Below are 18,800 nucleotides of genomic sequence, written 5' to 3'. Positions count from 1 at the left end.
CGTGCCTGACGGCTACGGACCCCAGAGTAGGGCGACGCACCAGGGCCGTGTCTCCCCTTGCACGGGGTGAGACACGGCCCTGGAGGTGAATGGCGTGAACCGGTCAGTCCTATGGTCGGACGGTCGGTCCGGCCGGTCCGCCGGTCAGTAGCGCGGGCGGTTGAACCAGGCCTTGCCCTTGGAACCGCCGACGAAACAGGCGATCAGGACCGCGAGGACCAGGTGGACGAGGCCCACGATCGTGAACGGCCACAGGCCGAGCACCGCGGTGATGATGCCGAAGACCAGGAGGGTGATCCGGGTACCGTTGCCGCCCGAGGTGAACTTGGTGGCCAGCACGGCCGCGAACACACCCCACGCGATCGCGAAGACCACCAGCGCCCACAGTCTGCCGGTCGAGTAGTCGGCGAGCTGCTGGAAGGCGGAGTTGTCCTTGAGGCTGTCGTCCTTCTGGGCGGCGTTGATGGTGGCCGCCGCGACGGCGAAGATGCCCGCGCCGATCACCTGGAGGCCGACGATCACCCACATCATCACGCGGGCCGCGCTCACGTTGCCCGGCATGGTCTGCGGGGCGCCGACACCGTAGGGCTGCTGGCCCAGCGGCGGGGCCTGCGGGTAGCCGTAACCGGGCGCCTGGCCCTGCGGCTGGCCGTAACCGGGCTGCTGCTGCGGGGCGCCGTAGGGGTTGTTCGGGTCGCCGTAACTCATGGCGGTGGTTTCCTCCGTGGATCAAGTGCGGGGACGACGCGCGGCACCGTACGGAGGAGATGTCTACAGAAAGCGGTCCGTCCCCCCGATGAGCTGCCCGCGGCACTGTGCTGCTCATCGTTCTTGACCGAATGCTTACTTGTCCAGTCGTATCAGTCATGTGTTGTGCAAGTGCAACATCACGATCATGGGAGCACACGACGGGCGGCGGCCGGACCGCCCTGATTGGAACCGGGGGCCGGTCATCCGCGAGGATGGGACCATGACCGCCCAGATTCTCGATGGCAAGGCCACCGCAGCCGCGATCAAGTCCGATCTGACCGCCCGCGTGGCGGCGCTGAAGGAGAAGGGCGTCACGCCCGGCCTCGGCACGATCCTGGTCGGTGACGACCCCGGCAGCCGCAAGTACGTCGCGGGCAAGCACCGCGACTGCGCCCAGGTCGGCATCGCCTCCATCCAGCGCGAGCTTCCGGCCACCGCCTCCCAGGAGGAGATCGAGGCGGCCGTCCGCGAGCTGAACGAGGACCCCTCCTGCACCGGCTACATCGTCCAACTGCCCCTGCCCAAGGGCATCGACGAGAACCGGATCCTGGAACTGATGGACCCGGACAAGGACGCCGACGGCCTGCACCCGATGAACCTCGGCCGCCTCGTCCTCAACGAGCCGGCCCCGCTGCCCTGCACCCCCAACGGCGTGCTGACCCTGCTGCGCCGCCACGGCGTGGAGATCAAGGGCGCCGAGGTCGTGGTCGTCGGCCGCGGCGTCACCATCGGCCGCCCGATGCCCCTGCTGCTCACCCGCCGCAGCGAGAACGCCACGGTCACCCAGTGCCACACCGGCACCCGTGACCTGTCCGCCCACCTGAAGCGGGCCGACATCATCGTCGCCGCGGCCGGTTCCCCGCACCTGATCCGCGCCGAGGACGTCAAGCCGGGCGCCGCCGTCCTCGACGTCGGCGTCTCCCGCAACGACGAGGGCAAGATCGTCGGGGACGTCCACCCGGACGTCGCCGAGGTGGCCGGCTGGCTCTCCCCGAACCCCGGCGGCGTCGGCCCGATGACCCGGGCCCAGCTGCTGGTGAACGTCGTCGAGGCGGCGGAGCGCAGTGTCGGCTGAGGCGGGCGGCGCCGTGCGCGAGACGGCCGGGGAGGGGTCCGGAGGACCGGCCCGGCGGAAGGCCCGGGAGGGCTCCGGGTCCGGTCCCGGATCCAGGGCCGGGACCGGGGCCGATGCCGGATCCGGGCAGCACAAGCGCCGTGCGCGCCGGGGCACGCGCCGCTTCCCCTTGTTCACCAAGGACACCGCACGCCCCGAGGGCGGCGGCCGGGCCGCCCCCGGTGACGCCCCGGCGCCCGCCCGGCAGTGGCCGCTGCTCACCGTGCTGATCGTGGTCGGCATCGGTCTGCTGGTGACCGCCCTCGACGCGTTCCGGGTGGGCCTGCTGCTGGTCGGCGCCGGTCTGCTGGGCGGGGCGGTGATGCGCTGGACGCTGCCCCGCGTCGGCATGCTCGCCGTCCGCTCCCGGTTCACCGACATCGTGACCTACGGGATCCTCGGCGTCGTCATCGTGCTGCTGGCCCTGATGGCGCAGCCCCGGCCGTGGCTGGAGATCCCGTTCCTGGACGACGTACTGCACTACACGGTCCGCAACCGCTGACGCGGTCCCTACACCCTCGGGCGTAGGGTGACGGCGGCCCATCCTCTCCCCCGAGTCAGGACGGGCCGCCGCCGGGATCAACCCTGCGGGACGGGAAGGGGCGGTTCAACGCCTGTCCGCGCGCTGTGGCACGGAAGTGACTGTTCCGCTACGGTGTCCGCGCTTCGCCACAGGCATGTCCGTGATCGGCGTGGGAACCGTTCGCCGCGCCTGCGTCGTCACTCGCCGCGAGGAGCGGTGCGGGAGCAGCGCGAGCAGCAGGGCGAGCGGCGGCGTGGGACGCCGGGAGGTGAGCGATGGGCGCCTGGCAGCCGTTGCCGCACGATCTGCCGCCGGAGGTACGGCACTTCGTGGAGCAACTGCGCCTCCTCAAGGACGGGACCGGCCTCAGCCTGGTCTCGCTCGGTGCGCGCACCGCGTACAGCAAGTCCTCATGGCAGCGCTACCTCAACGCCACCCAGCCCCCGCCCCGGCAGGCGGTCGCCGCGCTGTGCCGGGTGGCGGGCCTGGCCGGTGCGGAGGCCGAACGCCACACCGTGCGCTGGGAGATGGCCGTCAAGGTCTGGCCCAAGCCGACCGCGACGGCGGCTGCGGTCCCCGCGCAGGCGCACGCGCAGGTCCAGGCACAGGGGCAGGTGCTGGTTCCGGTGGCGCCGCCGGTGGCGGACGGGTCCGGCGGCGAGGTGCGGGAGGCCTACGAGGAGGTTCCCACCGTTCCGTGGTGGGACCGGCCGGAAGAGCGGCCGGGGGCGCCGCGACGCGGGCCCGGCGGGCGTCTGCTGGTGTACGCCGTCGCGCTGCTCGCCGCGCTGTTGGTGACCGCGGTCGTGGGCGCCGTCGCGCTGGGGTGACGCCACGACGGGCCGACGATGAGGCGACACCGGCGGGGTGTGTCCCGTGGTGTGTCGATGTGTTGACAAAATAGGGATCTGGAACGAAGTCGTCCGACGGCGGGGCCTGCTCCGAACGAGCGGCCCCGGCACGGGCGGTCAGCGCGACGGCGCGTGCCCCCGCCCGAACGGGCACCACGCGCGGGGAAGTACCGGCACGTACCGGGGGGAAGAGGGGAAGCAGCAATGCCTCGTTGGAAGGCCTTGCCCGAGGATCTGGATCCGCAGGTCAAGGAGTTCGCGAGCCAGTTGCGGCGGCTCGTGGACCGGGGCGGCCTCAGTGTCGCGGCGCTCGCCGACCGCACCGGCTACAGCAGGACGTCCTGGGAGCGCTACCTCAACGGCCGGCTCCTGGCGCCCAAGGGCGCGGTGGTCGCGCTCGCCGAGGTCACCGACACCAACCGGGTCCACCTGACCACGATGTGGGAGCTGGCCGAGCGTGCCTGGAGCCGCGCCGAGCTGCGCCACGACCGGACCATGGAAGCCATCCGTATCGCCCAGGCGCGCGCCGCGCTGGGGGAGTTCGGCGCACCCACGCCGGGGACGGAGGACGACGGCACCCTGCCGGACGGACGCCAGTCGAACGGTCGTCCGTCGAACGGCCCGCAGGGGGGCGGCCCGCAGTCGAAGGGCACGCAGGTGGGCGGCTCGTCGAAGGGCACGCCGTCCGGCGGCACGGATGCGAAGGGCACGCACGCGGGCGGGACCACGGCGCGGGGGACCGACGTGAACGGGACCACGGCGAGTGGGACCGACGTGAACGGGGTCGAGGCGAGCGGCATCACGATGAACGGGGTCGAGGCGAAGGGGGCCACGGCGAACGGGGTCGAGGCGAAGGGGGCCACGGCGAACGGGGTCGAGGCGCACGGCGGCCGGACGAGGAACGGTAGGACGGACAACGGTAGGACGAACGGCGGCAGGGCGAACGGCGGCAAGGCGAACGGCGGCAAGGTGAGGGTGCCGCGCTGGGGGAGCGCCCAGACGCCGGGCGGGCTCCTCGCGGGCATCGCGGGGCCGGCCGGGGTGTCCCCGACGGTTCCGCCGCAGCCGACGGCGTCCGACGCGGACGCGCGGGAGAGGGGCGTGGGGGAGCGGGAGGCGCGTGAGAGGGAGGCGCGCGCGCAGGGGCCGCGGGCGACGGCGCCGGCGTCCGGATCCCGTACCGGCGCCGACGGTGACGCCCGCACCGCTCCCGGGGCCGCTCCCGCCGCCGGGTCCCGCGCCGGCACCGCCGCGACGTCCGTCGTCAAGTCCTCCGCCGGGGCGCAAGGGACGCATGGCGACGCCGACGCCGACACCGACGCGGTCACCGACTCCGACTCCGAGTCCGTTTCCGGTTCGGGTTCCGGTGCGGATTCCGGCTCCCCCGCAGGTCCGGCCGCCCGGCCGGCCCCGAAGGTGAACTCGTGGGGTGTGGCCGGGTACCGGGGGCCGGCCCCGATGGGCGGGAAGCGCGAGTCCGGCGGCGCGGCCACCGCACCCGGCGTCGAACCGCCCCCGCCCCCGCCCCCGGCCGCCCCCACGCCCGGCACGACGGCAGCCGCCGTTCCGGCCGCCGCAACGGCCGCCGTCCCCGGCACCCGCACCGCGGCCACCCCCGGCGCCGGCACCGGCGTTTCTCCCACAGCCGCGCCCGCCCCCGCCCTTGTCCCCGCCTCCGCTCCGGCTCCCGCTCCCAGCGGGATGTTCCGGCGGCAGCTGGCGATGTTCTTCGCGGGCATGGCCGTGACGCTCCTGGTGATCGGGGTCGTCTTCTACTTCACGGGCGGCTTCGGCGGGACGAGGACGGGGAGCGCGGCCGCGTCCCCGTCGCCGTCCGCCACCACCGGCCCCAGCCTGCCGCCCGGCGTGAAGTGCGCCGGGGACGGCTGCACCGGCAAGGACGCCGAGGCCATGGGGTGCAGTGGCGAGCGGGGGACCACGGACCGCAGCGTCACCGTGGGCACGACCCTCGTCGAGGTCCGCTACAGCAAGACCTGCGGTGCCGCCTGGGGCCGTATCACGCAGGCTTCGCAGGGCGACGAGGTCAAGGTCACGGTCGGCACGCGGACGCGGTCCGACACGCTCGCGACCCCGGGCGACACCATCGCGTACACGCCGATGCTGCCCGTGAAGGACGCCGCCCAGGCGACGGTGTGCGTGACGCTCGCGACGGGCCAGCAGGGGTGCACGAGGTAGGCGGCGCCGCGACGGCGCGCCCGCCCCGGCAGCGCAGGGTCGGGCGCGCCATGGAGCGGAACCCCGGAAAGAGCCGGAAGGGAGGTGGCGGGCGCGCCATGGAGCGGGACACCGGAAAGAAGTGGCGGTGCGGCGTGCATGAGGTCCGCCGTTCGGGGCACCTGCACCTCACCCCCACGGGAGTCCGGTGCTCCGGTACCCCCATCCGGCGGCCGCCTTCGTCTCTCCTCTCCCGGACGGGCGGCCGCCTCCGGTGCCCTCTCTCCCCCCTCCCCTCCCCGTCACCTGCCCTTCTCGGGTCACTCTGTGGGACGGGCCACAGGGACCCGGCCGTGCGGGGTGCCGGATGCGCGATAGCCTGACCGCTGGATCTCTCTTGACGCCGAGAGATCGATCATCCTCACGCTTGATCGATCATCGCGGTGGGCGTACGGCCGCCAACCGGACGCGGGGATCCTGCACCCCGGGGCAGGGACGCCCCGACCGCCAGCTGTCATACGGAGAACGCCATGACCCGCACTCCCGTGAACGTCACCGTCACCGGCGCGGCCGGCCAGATCGGTTACGCCCTGCTCTTCCGCATCGCCTCCGGCCAGCTGCTCGGCGCGGACGTGCCGGTCAAGCTGCGCCTCCTGGAGATCACGCCGGCCCTGAAGGCCGCCGAGGGCACGGCCATGGAGCTGGACGACTGCGCGTTCCCGCTGCTCCAGGGCATCGACATCAGCGACGACCCGAACGTCGCCTTCGACGGCACCAACGTCGCCCTCCTCGTCGGCGCCCGCCCGCGCACCAAGGGCATGGAGCGCGGTGACCTCCTGGAGGCCAACGGCGGCATCTTCAAGCCGCAGGGCAAGGCCATCAACGACCACGCCGCGGACGACGTCAAGGTCCTGGTCGTCGGCAACCCGGCCAACACCAACGCGCTGATCGCCCAGGCCGCCGCCCCGGACGTACCGGCCGAGCGCTTCACCGCCATGACCCGCCTCGACCACAACCGCGCGCTGACCCAGCTCGCGAAGAAGACGGGCTCGACGGTCGCCGACATCAAGCGCCTGACCATCTGGGGCAACCACTCCGCCACCCAGTACCCGGACATCTTCCACGCCACGGTCGCCGGCAAGAACGCCGCCGAGGTCGTCAACGACGAGAAGTGGCTGGCCGAGGACTTCATCCCGACCGTCGCCAAGCGCGGCGCCGCCATCATCGAGGCCCGTGGCGCCTCGTCGGCCGCTTCCGCCGCCAACGCCGCCATCGACCACGTGCACACCTGGGTCAACGGCACCGCTGAGGGCGACTGGGTCTCCATGGGCATCCCGTCGGACGGCTCCTACGGCGTCCCGGAGGGCCTGATCTCCTCCTTCCCGGTCACCTGCAAGGACGGCAAGTACGAGATCGTCCAGGGCCTGGAGATCAACGACTTCTCCCGCGCCCGCATCGACGCCTCCGTCAAGGAGCTGGCCGAGGAGCGCGAGGCGGTCCGCGGCCTCGGCCTCATCTGAGTCACAGGCACAGCTCACGGGCCCCGTTCCGGTTCACCGGAACGGGGCCCGTGAGCTGTGTGCGCCGCGTTCCGCCGTCCGGTGCGCCGGACGACGGCGGCGCGGCAGGAGGCCACGGCGGCATGTGGCTGCTGTCACGATAGTGCCCACTTGACAATTCGCTTCCCTCGCGAGTTCAGGCGCCCCTATGCTGATGACCCATCAGCACCACGTGCACAGAGCATCGTTCACACCTCGGGGGAGTCGCGTGAGCACCGCATTCGTGCCCCAGCAACCGCAGCCCACGCCTCCGGACGCGCCGCCGTCCGTACCGCCGCACGCCAGCGAGGCCACCCGGTTGCTGTGCGCGGGCACCTACCTGGACCCTGCCTACCGAGACCGTGTCATCGAGGAGCTGGACCTCAACGAGCAGCGCATCGTCGCTCCCTCGCTGGGCTTCGACGCGGCCCGGGTCCTCGCCCACGCCCTGCGCGCCCGCCGGGTCGAGGTGGGATGGGCGGCGGGGATCGTGGGGCTGTGGATCGTGGGGTGGCCGCTGACCGGCGGGGCGATGGTGGCCTATCTGCTGCCCAGTCTGCTGCTCGCGGGGGGCGTGGCCGTCCGGAGCGACGATCCCGGCACGCCGGCCTCGCGCAGGGGGGCGGCGTTCGCCATGCGCTGGCTCGGCCGTCTGGTGTTCGGCCTCTTCCTGCTCGCCACGGTGGTCGCCGCGTTCTCCAGCGAGGAGGACGCCTACTACGCCACCGGGTTCAAGGCCTTCCTGCTGACCCTCCTGCCCTCCGTGTCCCGCCTGGCCGGCGGCCACGAAAGGGTGAGCGCGCTCCAGGCCTGGCTGGCCCTCGTCCTGTTCCTGGCCGTCGCGGTCTGCGCGGGCGTCCAGCGCAGCCAGTTCGCCCGGGCCCTGGGCGCCGAACTGGCCCCGGGGCGGTTCCCGGACGCCGCCTCGGACCCGGCGGAGCGTGCGGACAGCCCGCGCTTCCAGCGGCTGAAGGAGCGCATCCGGCTCGAACAGCACTCCCCGCTCATCATGTACCGCGAGACCCGTCCGTTCTGCGGCGCGGGACGGGCCCACGACACCTGGGTGCTCGCCGTCGAGATGCGGCCCGTCGAAGGACGGCAGCCGCGTCCGCTGCGCAACCGCACGGTCCTGGACACCGTGCGCCCGCTCCTGGAGGGGCTGCGGCTGCCTCCGGAGTACGCCGGGCACGCGGTGCGCGACCGGCTGCGCCGGCTCGAACTGGACGAGTGCGTGTTCCTGCCCGCCGAGGGCCTGACCCGCCGCGAGGACGCCCCCTACGACCGGAGGGCCTTCGAGGAACACCGGGAGCGGGCCGTCGAGGAGGGCGCCGAGAAGAGACGGCACTTCCTGCGGGTGCGGGTCGGCGGCTGGGAGGAGGAACTGGTCGTCACCGTGTACGTGCGCGTCCACACCCAGGGCCGCATGCTCATGCTGGAGATCGCACCTCATGTGCTGATGCCGGTCCGTGAGGACTTCAAGGACGCCGACCGGATGGCCCACCAGTTCCGCAACAACAGTGTCTTCGGCAGGATCACCTGGGCCGCCGGACAGGTCCCCGCCTCGGCGGTGCGTTCCCTCGTCACCCTCTGCCAGGCCGCCGGTCACGCCTGGCGGCTGGCCACGGGCGGCTACGGCAACGCCCTGCCCGACGGACCGGCGGTGTCCGTGCGGGAGCTGGGCGCGGCGGCCTCCGGGTCGTTGTTCCAGCAGATGGACGTCGACCGCTACCTGCGCAGCATCCAGGACCGCATCGCCCACGGCGTCCGTACGGCCCTGAGCGAACACGGCTACCAGACGGGCGAGTTCGTGCAGAAGGTCGTCAACATCAGTAACGGCGGGGTGCACATCGACTCCGTGGCGGGCAGTACGTTCGCGATCGGCACCCACGCCCAGGCGCACTCCGCGACGAGCGGAGCGCCCCCACGGCCCACCACCTCCCCGACCACCGGCGGTCCCGCACCGCAGAAGGGAACCGGCAGCGATGACCAGTCCGGATGAGCCGGGCGTCAGCATCGGCGACGTCTCCCACAGCACCTTCGCCATCGGCAGCCACGCGCACGCCGAGAGCCACCACCACGCGGCCCCGCGCGACCCCGCCGCCGAGGAACTGCTGGCAGCGGTACGGGAGTTGCGCGCCGACCTGGGCCGGGTCCGCGACACCGACCAGACCCGGGCCCTGGCCGCCACCCTGGCCGACACCGAGGACGAGATCACCCGCACCGGCACCGCCGGGGAGAGCCGGCGGCAGCGGCTGCGCGAGCTGCTCACCGACGCCCAGGCCGTACTGACCCTGTTCGCGTCGGCCGGGGCCGTGGCCGGCCTGCTCGGGATGTGAGAGGAGCACGGCGTGACGAACGGGGGCGGGCGGTACTGGAACGAAGAGACCCAGCGCTGGGAGAACGGCGACCGGGACACGGCCGCGGCGGTCACCCCGCCGCCGCCCGCCCGGCCGGCCCACGCGCCGGACGTGGCGGCACCCGGCCCGGTCCTGGACCCCGACGCGTCCGGCGTCCACCGGACCGCGACGGAACCGCCCACCGCGCCGGTGCCCTCGGCCCCGTCGGCCGGCCCACCGGCCACCCCGACGGCGTCGAGTCCGCCCGGCCCGCCGACGGTGGTCACCGCGCCGGGCCCGCCGGCCGCTCCCGCCGCGCCCGGCGGGTACAGCCGCCGTACCGTCTGGACCGTGCTCGTCGCGGCCGCCGGAGTCGGGGTCGTCGTCAGCCTGGTGGTGACGCTGGGCTTCGGCGGCGGGGGTGACGACGGCAAGGGCGCGCCGGTCGTGAGCACCTCCGCCGCGTCCACGGCGCCCGAGCCGTCGCCCTCGGCGGACGTCTCCGAGGAGGTCACCAGCGCCAGTCCGTCCCCCACCGCGACGGAACCGCCGACCGGCTACGCGCTGGAGGACGACCCGGAGGGATTCCGGATCGCCGTGCCCGAGGGCTGGGGGCGCCAGACCGTCGGTTCCCAGTTCGGGATGGACGTCGTCAACTACCGCAGCGGCTCGGGCGACCGGCGGATCCAGGTGTACGAGGTGGCGGAGACCTCGCCCGACGCGTCCTTCCAGCTGTACCTCTCCGACGAGGTCCCCAAGCCCCGCGGCTTCAAGAAACTCGCGCTGGACCACGTGGACGGCGACGGCGTGAGCGGGACCCGCATGGAGTACGTCGCCGCCGCCCTCAAGGGCGAGCCGGACATCGGCACCTGGCACGTCTTCGACGAGCGCTTCCGCGCCGCCGACGGCAAGATCTACGCGATCGCCTCCTACGGGCCCGACGCCGACGGAGCGGACGGCGAACTGCGGGACCTCACCACCGCGCTGGACTGGTTCTGCCCGCCCGACACGGTGTGCCAGGCACCCACCCCCACGAGCTGACCCACCCCGCCCCCGAGGAACTGCCCCGCCCCGCCCTCAACGGGCCGGCCCGTCCTGTGCGAGCTGCCCCGGCCCGCCGGCCCTCTGCGCTCCCGCCCTGCGGACCCACGCGGGGCGGCCCGTCCCCCTCCCGTCCGCCCGGCGGCCCGTGCCCCCGTCCCGCCCGGCGGCCCGGGTCCGTCCGGGTCCGTCCGGGCCCGGGCGGGGCAAGCGGCTGCCCCGAGCCGGGTCACCCCCGCTCGCCGGTGCTCCCGGGCAGCCCGGCGCCGCTCCCGCGCAGCTCGTCCGCGATGCCGCGCAGCGCCTGCGCGGCCCGTCGCTGGAGCCCCGGCCCGAAAGTGATCCGGGTGGCCCCGAGACCGCCCAGCTCCGCGGGCGAGGGGCCGGCGCCGTCCAGCCGGGCCAGCACGTTCAGCGGGCCCTGGATCCCGGCCCGCAGCAGGGGCAGGACGTCCACCGGGGCGAGGATCGGATACACGCAGTCGGCGCCCGCCGCCACGTACAACGCGGCCCGGCGGATGGCCTGTCCGGGATCACCGTCGCCGTGCACGAAGGTGTCGACGCGTGCGTTCACGAACAGCCGGTCCCCGGCGGCCGAACGCACCTCGGCGAGGAACTCGGCCTGCTCGTGCGGGTCCTTGAGGGCGCCGCCGCGCGAATCCTCCAGGTTGCAGCCCACGGCCCCCGCCTCCAGCAGCCGCTCCACCAGCTCCCCGGCCGGGAGCCCGTAACCGTCCTCGACGTCCGCCGACACCGGTACGTCCACGGCCCGGGCGATGCGCGCCACCGCGGCGAACATCTCCTGCGCCGGGGTGGCCCCGTCCGCGTGGCCGAGACAGGCGGCGACCCCGGCGCTGGGCGTGGCGAGCGCCGGGAACCCGGCCTCGGCGAACACCCGCGCGCTGGCCGCGTCCCAGGGGCCCGGCAGGACCAGGGGATCGTCGGGCAGCCGCCCGTGGTGCAGGGCGCGGAAGGCGTCCGCCCCGTCCCGGGCCCGCTCCGCGTCGGAACTCGCGTCCGTGTTCACTTCTGGAGGCCTCCGGGCGGGACACGGCGGCTGACCATCAGGCGGTTCCAGCCGTTGATGACGGTGATCAGCGCGATGAGATGGGCGAGTTCGGCCTCCTCGAAGTGCTCGGCGGCCTCCTCGTACACCGCGTCCGGCACGAAGCCGTCGGTCAGGACGGTGACCGCCTCGGTCAGGGCCAGCGCGGCGCGCTCACGCCCGGTGTAGAGGCCCTCGGCCTCCTCCCAGGCGTTGAGGAACTGGATCCGGTCCTCCGACTCGCCGTTCTTCCGGGCGAGCCGGAGGTGCATGTCCAGGCAGAAGGCGCAGTGGTTGACCTGCGAGGCCCGGATCATGACCAGCTCGGCGAGGACCGGGTCGCCCAGCCCCTTCTTCGCCGCCGCGCTCAGCGCGGACATCGCCTGGAACACCTGCGGGTCCAGCGCCTGCGAACGGTTCACTTGTGCTGCCCCGGCTGGTAGTGGCCCGGCGTCATGCGCGTGGTCACGCCGAACCGGTTCCAGGCGTTGATCACGGCGACGGCGGCGATCAGCTGGGCCAGCTCCGCCTCCTCGAAGTGCTTGGCCGCCTTCTCGTACACCGCGTCCGGCACGAAGCCGTCGGTCAGGACGGTGATCGCCTCCGTCAGCTCGATCGCCGCCAGCTCCTTCTCCGTGTAGAAGTGCCGCGACTCCTCCCACGCGCTGAGCTGCACGATCCGCTCGACGCTCTCGCCCGCGGCGAGCGCGTCCTTGGTGTGCATGTCGAGGCAGAAGGCGCAGTGGTTGATCTGCGAGGCCCGGATCTTCACCAGTTCGTACAGCCGGGGCTCCAGCCCCCGCTTCGCGGCGGTGTCCAGGCGGATCATCGCCTTGTAGACCTCGGGAGCGTGCTGGGCCCAGCTCATCCGGGGCGCCTGCTCGGTGGCGTACTCGGCGTTTTCCTCTTCAGTGGTCATGCGGTCGACCCTAGGCGGCAGGCGTCCCAGGAGTATGGTCCATTTCCATGGCAAGAACGTGGGCCACTCTGGGCATCGACCTCCATCTGGAACCCTCCGGACCGGGTGTGCGCCGCGGGCTGACCGACGCCCTGCGCGAGGCCGTCCGCACCGGCCGCCTCGCCCCCGGCACCCGGCTGCCCTCCTCCCGCAGCCTCGCCGCCGACCTGGGCCTCGCCCGCAACACGGTCGCCGACGCCTACGCCGACCTCGTCGCCGAGGGATGGCTCACCGCCCGCCAGGGCTCGGGCACCCGCGTCGCGGACCGGGCGCCGGCGGCCCCGCCCGGCACGCCGCCCGGCCCGCGCCGCACCCCCCACCGTCCCCGGCACGACCTGCGCCCCGGCAGCCCCGACCTGGCCTCCTTCCCCCGCGCCGAGTGGCTCAAGGCCGCCCGCCGCGCGCTGACCACCGCCCCCCACGACGCCCTCGGCTACGGCGACCCGCGCGGCCGTCCCGAACTGCGCACCGCCCTCGCCGGCTACCTCGCCCGGGCGCGCGGCGTACGGACCGACCCCGAACACATCGTGGTCTGCGCCGGGTTCGCCCACGGGCTGCGGATCCTCGGCGAGGTCCTGCGCGAGCGCGGGACGACCACCGTCGCCGTCGAGTCCTACGGCCTGGACCTGCACTGGGACATCCTGCACCGGTCCGGGCTGCGCACCCGCCCGCTGCCCTTCGACGACCACGGCACCGTCATCGGTGACCCCGCGGACACCGGAGCGGTCCTGCTCACCCCCTCGCACCAGTTCCCGATGGGCGTGGCGCTGCCGCCCGGCCGGCGCGCCGCCGTCACCGACTGGGCGCGGCGCACCGGCGGGCTGATCCTGGAGGACGACTACGACGGCGAGTTCCGCTACGACCGCCAGCCGGTCGGCGCCCTCCAGGGACTCGACCCCGACCACGTCGTCTACCTCGGCACGGCGAGCAAGTCCCTGGCCCCCGGGCTGCGCCTGGCCTGGATGGTGCTGCCGCCGTCGCTGGCGGTGGCGGCGGCCGGGGCCAAGGGCCACGCGGAGGTCTCGGGCGTGCTCGACCAGCTGACCCTGGCGGAGTTCATCACCTCCGGCGCCTACGACCGCCATGTGCGCGCGGCCCGCCTGCGCTACCGCCGCCGCCGTGACGCCCTGGTCGAGGCGCTGGCCGCCCGCGCCCCGCTGGTCCGTCCCACCGGCATCGCCGCCGGCCTGCACGCCGTCCTGCGCCTGCCCGCGGGCACCGAGCAGGGAGTGGTCCAGGCGGCCGCCTGGCAGGACCTCGCCCTCTACGGCCTCACCCGCTTCCGCCACGAGGCAGCCACCGTGCCGCCCCTGGACGCCCTGGTCGTCGGCTACGGCACCCCACCGGACCACGCCTGGACGGCAGCCCTGGACGCGCTGTGCCGGGTCCTGCCGTGATCTCGGTGACGGCGCGCCCGCCGTGATGACGGTGACCGGGCGCCCGCCGTGAGCGGCGCGCGGCGGGTCCTGCCGTGACCGCGGCGACGACGTGCCCGCCGTGAGCGGCGCGCGGGCACGTGCCCGCCGGCGGGCCGGGCTCAGGCCGACCCGGCGGTCTCCCGCTCGGCCGTCTCCTGCACCGGCGCCTCCCCGAACCGGGCCAGCGCCAGCGCCCCGGCCACCGCCACCGCGAAACCGAGCACCGCCAGCCAGGCCAGGCCGTCGCGGGTGCGGTCCCCGAGCCACACCACGCCGACCGCCGCCGGGCCGATCGTCTCGCCGATGACCAGGCCCGCGGTGGCCGTCGTCACCGAGCCGCGCTGGAGAGCGGTGGTGAGCAGCAGGAAGGCCGCGCCCCCGCCCAGAACGAGGGCGTACGTCGCCGGGTTGGTGAACAGCGTCGCCGGAGCGAGCGAGTCGATCAGCCGCACCGTCACCTCCACCACGCCGAAACCGAGGCCCGCCCCCAGGCCGAGCAGCAGCGCCCGGCCCCGTTCGGGCAGACGGCCGGCGACCGCGCCCAGGGCCAGCACGGCCAGACCGGCCGCGAGCATCGCCCACTTCAGCGCGGCGGAACCGGCCTGGTGGCCCTCGGCGCCGGACGCCAGCCCGAGCATGCCCAGGCCGGCGCAGACCACCCCCACCGCGGCCCACTCGGTGCCGCTCAGCCGCACTCGCAGCAGCCGCGCCGCCACCACCGCCGTCACCGCCAGGCTGGAGGCCAGCGCGGCGCCCACGGCGTAGATCGGCAGGGACCGCAGGGCCACGATCTGCAGGAGGAACCCGAGACCGTCCAGACCGAGGCCCAGCAGGTACCGCCACTGCCGCAGCGCCCGCAGCAGCAGCGCCGCGTCCCCGGCCGCCCCCGACTCCCCGTCGCCCGCACCGGCCGCGGCCCGGGCGGCGACCGCCTGGAAAACCGTCGCCGTACCGAAACACACCGCCGCGCCGAGCGCGCACACCATTCCAAAGAGCACGAAGCGACTGTAGGGGAGCGCGCGAGGGCGGGGCCGCCCGCACCGGTGTTCTCACCGCTCTCTAGGCTGTCGGACGCCGCGTCTGACAGGAACCGGCCAAACGCAACCCGGCCCGGCGGACGACGGCGACAGGAACGGCCACGGCACCGGCGGCACCAGCCACCCACGGCAAAAGCCACGGCCACGACAACGGCAACGGGGAGACACGGACATGGCGGAAACACGTCGCAGACTTCGCTCGGGAGCGGTCGTGCTCGGCGGCATGGGACTGCTCGCCGGCGCGCTCACCGCCTGCTCCTCCGACCCGGACAAGCGGTGCGTCGACCGCGACAGCTACTCGCTCTCCAAGGGCTACCGGGTCATCGCCGACAAGAACTGCAAGTCCGCCAAGTCCTCCTCCCACGCCACCTGGTACTACGGCGGCAAGAAGAGCGGCGGCTGGGTCGAGGGCGGCTCGTTCACCAAGCCGCGCAAGGGCTCCGGCGGATCGGGATCCGGTTCCGGCGGCGGCCACGGCGGTGTCGACCGCGGCGGCTTCGGCGGCGGCCACGGCTCGTCCGGCGGCTGAGGCCGGGCATGGAACGCCGCACCCTCGAACCCCGGCCCGGCTGGCAGCAGACCGTCGAGGCGCAGGGACTGATCTACCCGCTCACCCTCCCACCGGACTTCGAGGCCGCCCGCGCCGCGGGGACCCCCGTCCCCGCCGACGCCTGGGTGCCCTACTGGGACGAGAGCGCCTGCTACGTCTTCACGCTCCCCGAGGTGGAGGCGCTGGAGGACGTGGTCGAGGAACTGCACCGCATGTGCCTGGCCGCGGCCGGCCACATCGTCACCACCGGCCGCTTCGCCGACCTCGGCATCACCGACCCCCGGGTCGCCGCGGCCGTCACCGAGGCCTGGCACCGGCGCGCCGAACTCCCCTCCGTCTACGGTCGGTTCGACCTGCGCTACGACGGCACGGGTCCGGCCAAGATGCTGGAGTACAACGCGGACACCCCGACCTCCCTGGTCGAGGCCGCCTCGCCCCAGTGGTTCTGGATGGAGGACCGCTTCCCGGGCGCCGACCAGTGGAACTCCCTGCACGACCGCCTCGTCGCCGCCTGGCGGAAACAGGCCCGTCTGCTCCCGCCGGGCAGCCCGCTGCACTTCGCGCACTCCGCCGAGGACGAACTCGGGGAGGACCTGATGACGGTCGCCTACCTGAAGGAGACCGCCGAGCAGGCGGGGCTGGACACCGAGTGGATCTCCATGGAGGAGATCGGCTGGGACCCGCTGTCCGGCCGCTTCGTCGACAACGGCCTGCGTTTCATCCGCAGCATCTTCAAGCTCTACCCCTGGGAGTGGCTGACCACCGACCGCTTCGCGGGGCACGTCCTGGACACCCTCGACAACGGCGGCGGCACCGGCTCCACCCTGTGGATCGAGCCCGCCTGGAAGATGCTGCTGAGCAACAAGGCGCTGCTGGCGATCCTCTGGGAGCTGTATCCCGGCCACCCGAACCTGCTCCCCGCCTACCTCGACGGCCCGCGCGAACTGGCGGACACCACCGGCTACGCCGCCAAACCGCTGCTCGGCCGCGAGGGCGCCGGCGTGACCCTGCACGCACCGGGCGCCGCACCCGTCCCGCGTGACGAACCCTGCTGCTACCAGGCCCTCGCCCCGCTGCCCGCCTTCGACGGCAACCACGTGGTCCTCGGCGCCTGGGTCGTCGAGGACGAGTCCGCCGGCCTCGGCATCCGCGAGTCGTCCGGTCCGATCACCGACGAGTACGCGCGATTCCTCCCGCACGTGATCCTGTGACCGCACGCGGCACGGCCGCGTGACATGGCCGGGGCGTGCGGACAGCCGTGCGGCCCCGGCCCCGGCGGCCGGTCCGGCGCGCTCCCGGCCCTCCCCGCCGACCGCGCCGGCCCGGCGCGGCGCACCCGGACCCGGCTCCCCAGCCCCCTCCACCGTCCCTCCATCCAGCCCTTCCCTCCCTTTTGAGACTTTCTGGGTCCTGGCTCTGTTCGGTCAGCCGGAAAGGCGTCCGAAGTCTCAAGAAGCACCTCAATGAAACAATGGAGACCACAGGCTCACACAGGCCCGGACACCCGTGCGTCCGGGCCTCGCCAGAGGGGAGACGACGGACGTGAAGTTCCTGCTCGAAGTCACGGTGGACGACGCGCTGCCGGCCGAGGACAAGGCCCGCGAACTGGGCCGCATCCTGCGGTACTGGGGCGGCAACCTCCACCACTACGCACTCGTCCCTGGCGACGGCTCGCCGATCCACGACTCCGCCTACCAGGAGGTCGGCCACTGGCGCGTCACCGAGGCCCCCGGCGCCTGACCCCCGCTCGCATGGTGGACGCCGCGGCGTGACCGTGCGGGCCGCCCGGTAGGCTGACCTGCGGGCCGTGACTGGCGCGCTGGGCCCTGGCGTGGTGCCGGGGACCCGAAGATGGACCGACCATCGGGAAGCGGCCCGAGCAGAACGTGTGCCGTGCGCCTGGGCCGTACCGTGAACGCCGAACGCCACGTCCGGAGGTCCCCGAGATGTCTGCGCCCCTCTCCACCGAGTCCACCGCCTTCCGCGCCGCACTGGACGTGATCCGCGCCGTCGAGCCGCGCGTCGCCGACGCCATCGGCCAGGAGGTCACCGACCAGCGCGAGATGCTCAAGCTGATCGCCTCCGAGAACTACGCCTCCCCGGCCACCCTGCTGGCCATGGGCAACTGGTTCAGCGACAAGTACGCCGAGGGCACCATCGGCCGCCGCTTCTACGCCGGCTGCCGCAACGTCGACACCGTCGAGTCGCTGGCCGCCGAGCACGCCAAGGAACTCTTCGGCGCCCGCCACGCCTACGTCCAGCCGCACTCCGGCATCGACGCCAACCTCGTCGCCTTCTGGGCCGTCCTCGGCGCCCGGGTCGAGGTGCCCTTCCTGGAGAAGGCGGGCGCCCGCCAGGTCAACGACCTCACCGACGCCGACTGGGCCGAGCTGCGCCAGGCCTTCGGCAACCAGCGCATGCTCGGCATGTCCCTGGACGCCGGCGGCCACCTCACCCACGGCTTCCGCCCGAACATCTCCGGCAAGATGTTCGACCAGCGCTCCTACGGCACCGACCCGGCCACCGGCCTCCTCGACTACGAGGCCCTGCGCGCCACCGCCCGCGAGTTCAAGCCGCTGATCATCGTCGCCGGCTACTCCGCCTACCCCCGGCTCGTGAACTTCCGGATCATGCGCGAGATCGCCGACGAGGTCGGCGCCACGCTCATGGTCGACATGGCCCACTTCGCCGGTCTCGTCGCCGGCAAGGTCCTCACCGGTGACTTCGACCCGGTGCCGCACGCCCAGATCGTCACCACCACCACCCACAAGTCCCTGCGCGGCCCCCGCGGCGGCATGGTCCTGTGCGACGACTCCCTCAAGGACCAGGTCGACCGCGGCTGCCCCATGGTCCTGGGCGGCCCGCTCCCGCACGTCATGGCCGCCAAGGCCGTGGCCCTGGCCGAGGCCCGGCAGCCCTCCTTCCAGGACTACGCCCAGCGGATCGTCGACAACTCCCGCGCCCTCGCCGAAGGCCTGATGCGCCGGGGCGCCACCCTCGTGACCGGCGGCACCGACAACCACCTGAACCTGATCGACGTCGCCTCCTCCTACGGTCTCACCGGCCGCCAGGCCGAGGCCGCGCTGCTCGAGTCCGGCATCGTCACCAACCGCAACGCGATCCCCGCGGACCCCAACGGCGCCTGGTACACCTCCGGTGTCCGCATCGGTACGCCGGCCCTGACCACCCGGGGCCTGGGCACCGCCGAGATGGACGAGGTCGCGGGCCTGATCGACCGCGTCCTGACGGCCACCGAGCCCGGCACCACCGGCAAGGGCGCCCCTTCCAAGGCCCAGCACGTGCTCGACCCGAAGATCGCGGAGGAGGTCGCCCACCGGGCGACGGACCTCGTGGCGGGCTTCCCGCTCTACCCGGAGATCGACCTCGGCTGACCCGGGCGATCCGCCCCGCGCGACGGGTGTCCGCGGGGCCGGTGGTCCTCACCGGTCGGCCGGTTGTGACAA

Annotated in this window: 18 protein-coding genes, 1 pseudogene and 1 riboswitch; of the genes and pseudogenes, 14 read left to right on the top strand and 5 right to left on the bottom strand. The window is 73.7% G+C overall.

Features of this window, described 5'->3' with window-relative positions; translation table 11 throughout:
- Window positions 1–144: 144 nt before the first annotated feature.
- The gene (locus ABZ719_RS03840; RefSeq protein WP_366723628.1) at window positions 145–708 is read right to left on the bottom strand and encodes a hypothetical protein; all 564 of its coding nucleotides are present in this window, start codon (window positions 706–708) and stop codon (window positions 145–147) included.
- A 262-nt stretch (window positions 709–970) separates the two neighbouring features.
- Here ABZ719_RS03840 and ABZ719_RS03835 point away from each other — a divergent pair, with 262 nt between their 5' ends.
- The 9 genes and pseudogenes from ABZ719_RS03835 to ABZ719_RS03795 all read left to right on the top strand — a co-directional run bounded on the left by ABZ719_RS03835 (window position 971) and on the right by ABZ719_RS03795 (window position 10,328).
- Window positions 971–1,825: a bifunctional methylenetetrahydrofolate dehydrogenase/methenyltetrahydrofolate cyclohydrolase gene (locus ABZ719_RS03835; RefSeq protein WP_366723627.1), complete on the top strand. Its 855-nt coding sequence runs from the start codon at window positions 971–973 to the stop codon at window positions 1,823–1,825.
- Between the two features lie 13 nt (window positions 1,826–1,838).
- The gene (locus ABZ719_RS03830) at window positions 1,839–2,366 is read left to right on the top strand and encodes a DUF3017 domain-containing protein (RefSeq protein WP_366723760.1); all 528 of its coding nucleotides are present in this window, start codon (window positions 1,839–1,841) and stop codon (window positions 2,364–2,366) included.
- Window positions 2,367–2,662: 296 nt separating this feature from the next.
- A complete protein-coding gene (locus ABZ719_RS03825; RefSeq protein WP_366723626.1) occupies window positions 2,663–3,217 on the top strand; it encodes a helix-turn-helix transcriptional regulator in 555 nt (184 codons plus the stop codon).
- A gap of 225 nt (window positions 3,218–3,442) precedes the next feature.
- A pseudogene (locus ABZ719_RS03820) lies at window positions 3,443–3,790 on the top strand (helix-turn-helix transcriptional regulator); the annotation flags it as partial.
- Window positions 3,791–4,042: 252 nt separating this feature from the next.
- Window positions 4,043–5,434 carry a DUF2690 domain-containing protein gene (locus ABZ719_RS03815; protein ID WP_366723759.1) on the top strand — a complete coding sequence of 464 codons (1,392 nt, stop codon included), beginning with the start codon at window positions 4,043–4,045 and terminating at the stop codon, window positions 5,432–5,434.
- 509 nt (window positions 5,435–5,943) lie between these two features.
- Window positions 5,944–6,933 (top strand): malate dehydrogenase, encoded by a 990-nt coding sequence (locus tag ABZ719_RS03810; protein WP_037860984.1) that lies wholly within the window; start codon window positions 5,944–5,946, stop codon window positions 6,931–6,933.
- A 247-nt stretch (window positions 6,934–7,180) separates the two neighbouring features.
- Window positions 7,181–8,950 carry a hypothetical protein gene (locus tag ABZ719_RS03805; protein ID WP_366723625.1) on the top strand — a complete coding sequence of 590 codons (1,770 nt, stop codon included), beginning with the start codon at window positions 7,181–7,183 and terminating at the stop codon, window positions 8,948–8,950.
- Window positions 8,934–9,287: a hypothetical protein gene (locus tag ABZ719_RS03800; protein ID WP_366723624.1), complete on the top strand. Its 354-nt coding sequence runs from the start codon at window positions 8,934–8,936 to the stop codon at window positions 9,285–9,287. The genes ABZ719_RS03805 and ABZ719_RS03800 overlap by 17 nt, the downstream gene beginning before the upstream one ends.
- 12 nt (window positions 9,288–9,299) lie before the next feature.
- Window positions 9,300–10,328, top strand: a complete 1,029-nt coding sequence (locus ABZ719_RS03795; protein ID WP_366723623.1) for a hypothetical protein — start codon at window positions 9,300–9,302, stop codon at window positions 10,326–10,328.
- Window positions 10,329–10,557: 229 nt separating this feature from the next.
- On the opposite strand, the gene ABZ719_RS03790 is transcribed toward ABZ719_RS03795, so the two are convergent.
- Genes ABZ719_RS03790 through ABZ719_RS03780 form a run of 3 tightly spaced genes read right to left on the bottom strand, consistent with a single transcriptional unit; the run spans window position 10,558 to window position 12,292 of the window.
- Window positions 10,558–11,355, bottom strand: coding sequence for an isocitrate lyase/phosphoenolpyruvate mutase family protein (locus tag ABZ719_RS03790; RefSeq protein WP_366723622.1), 798 nt, complete (start codon window positions 11,353–11,355; stop codon window positions 10,558–10,560).
- Window positions 11,352–11,795, bottom strand: a complete 444-nt coding sequence (locus ABZ719_RS03785) for a carboxymuconolactone decarboxylase family protein (protein ID WP_366723621.1) — start codon at window positions 11,793–11,795, stop codon at window positions 11,352–11,354. The genes ABZ719_RS03790 and ABZ719_RS03785 overlap by 4 nt, the downstream gene beginning before the upstream one ends.
- Window positions 11,792–12,292 (bottom strand): carboxymuconolactone decarboxylase family protein, encoded by a 501-nt coding sequence (locus ABZ719_RS03780; protein WP_366723620.1) that lies wholly within the window; start codon window positions 12,290–12,292, stop codon window positions 11,792–11,794. The genes ABZ719_RS03785 and ABZ719_RS03780 overlap by 4 nt, the downstream gene beginning before the upstream one ends.
- 47 nt (window positions 12,293–12,339) lie before the next feature.
- Here ABZ719_RS03780 and ABZ719_RS03775 point away from each other — a divergent pair, with 47 nt between their 5' ends.
- Entirely contained in the window at window positions 12,340–13,728 is a 1,389-nt protein-coding gene (locus tag ABZ719_RS03775; RefSeq protein WP_366723619.1) for a PLP-dependent aminotransferase family protein, read from the top strand.
- Window positions 13,729–13,868: 140 nt separating this feature from the next.
- On the opposite strand, the gene ABZ719_RS03770 is transcribed toward ABZ719_RS03775, so the two are convergent.
- Window positions 13,869–14,735: a hypothetical protein gene (locus tag ABZ719_RS03770; protein WP_366723758.1), complete on the bottom strand. Its 867-nt coding sequence runs from the start codon at window positions 14,733–14,735 to the stop codon at window positions 13,869–13,871.
- A gap of 223 nt (window positions 14,736–14,958) precedes the next feature.
- On the opposite strand from ABZ719_RS03770, the gene ABZ719_RS03765 reads away from it, so the two are divergent.
- The 4 genes from ABZ719_RS03765 to ABZ719_RS03750 all read left to right on the top strand — a co-directional run bounded on the left by ABZ719_RS03765 (window position 14,959) and on the right by ABZ719_RS03750 (window position 18,728).
- Window positions 14,959–15,315, top strand: a complete 357-nt coding sequence (locus ABZ719_RS03765; protein ID WP_366723618.1) for a hypothetical protein — start codon at window positions 14,959–14,961, stop codon at window positions 15,313–15,315.
- 8 nt (window positions 15,316–15,323) lie between these two features.
- Window positions 15,324–16,547: a glutathionylspermidine synthase family protein gene (locus ABZ719_RS03760; RefSeq protein WP_366723617.1), complete on the top strand. Its 1,224-nt coding sequence runs from the start codon at window positions 15,324–15,326 to the stop codon at window positions 16,545–16,547.
- 331 nt (window positions 16,548–16,878) lie between these two features.
- Complete coding sequence (locus tag ABZ719_RS03755) at window positions 16,879–17,076, top strand: hypothetical protein (RefSeq protein WP_366723616.1); 198 nt, start codon at window positions 16,879–16,881, stop codon at window positions 17,074–17,076.
- Between the two features lie 57 nt (window positions 17,077–17,133).
- Window positions 17,134–17,248, top strand: a riboswitch (ZMP/ZTP riboswitch).
- A 34-nt stretch (window positions 17,249–17,282) separates the two neighbouring features.
- The gene (locus ABZ719_RS03750) at window positions 17,283–18,728 is read left to right on the top strand and encodes a glycine hydroxymethyltransferase (RefSeq protein ID WP_366723615.1); all 1,446 of its coding nucleotides are present in this window, start codon (window positions 17,283–17,285) and stop codon (window positions 18,726–18,728) included.
- Window positions 18,729–18,800 lie beyond the last annotated feature (72 nt).

Source organism: Streptomyces sp. NPDC006743 (assembly GCF_040703815.1).
Taxonomy (GTDB): Bacteria; Actinomycetota; Actinomycetes; order Streptomycetales; family Streptomycetaceae; genus Streptomyces.
Note: the sequence above shows the minus strand (reverse complement) of the source record. Positions and strands in the feature narration are given on the sequence as shown.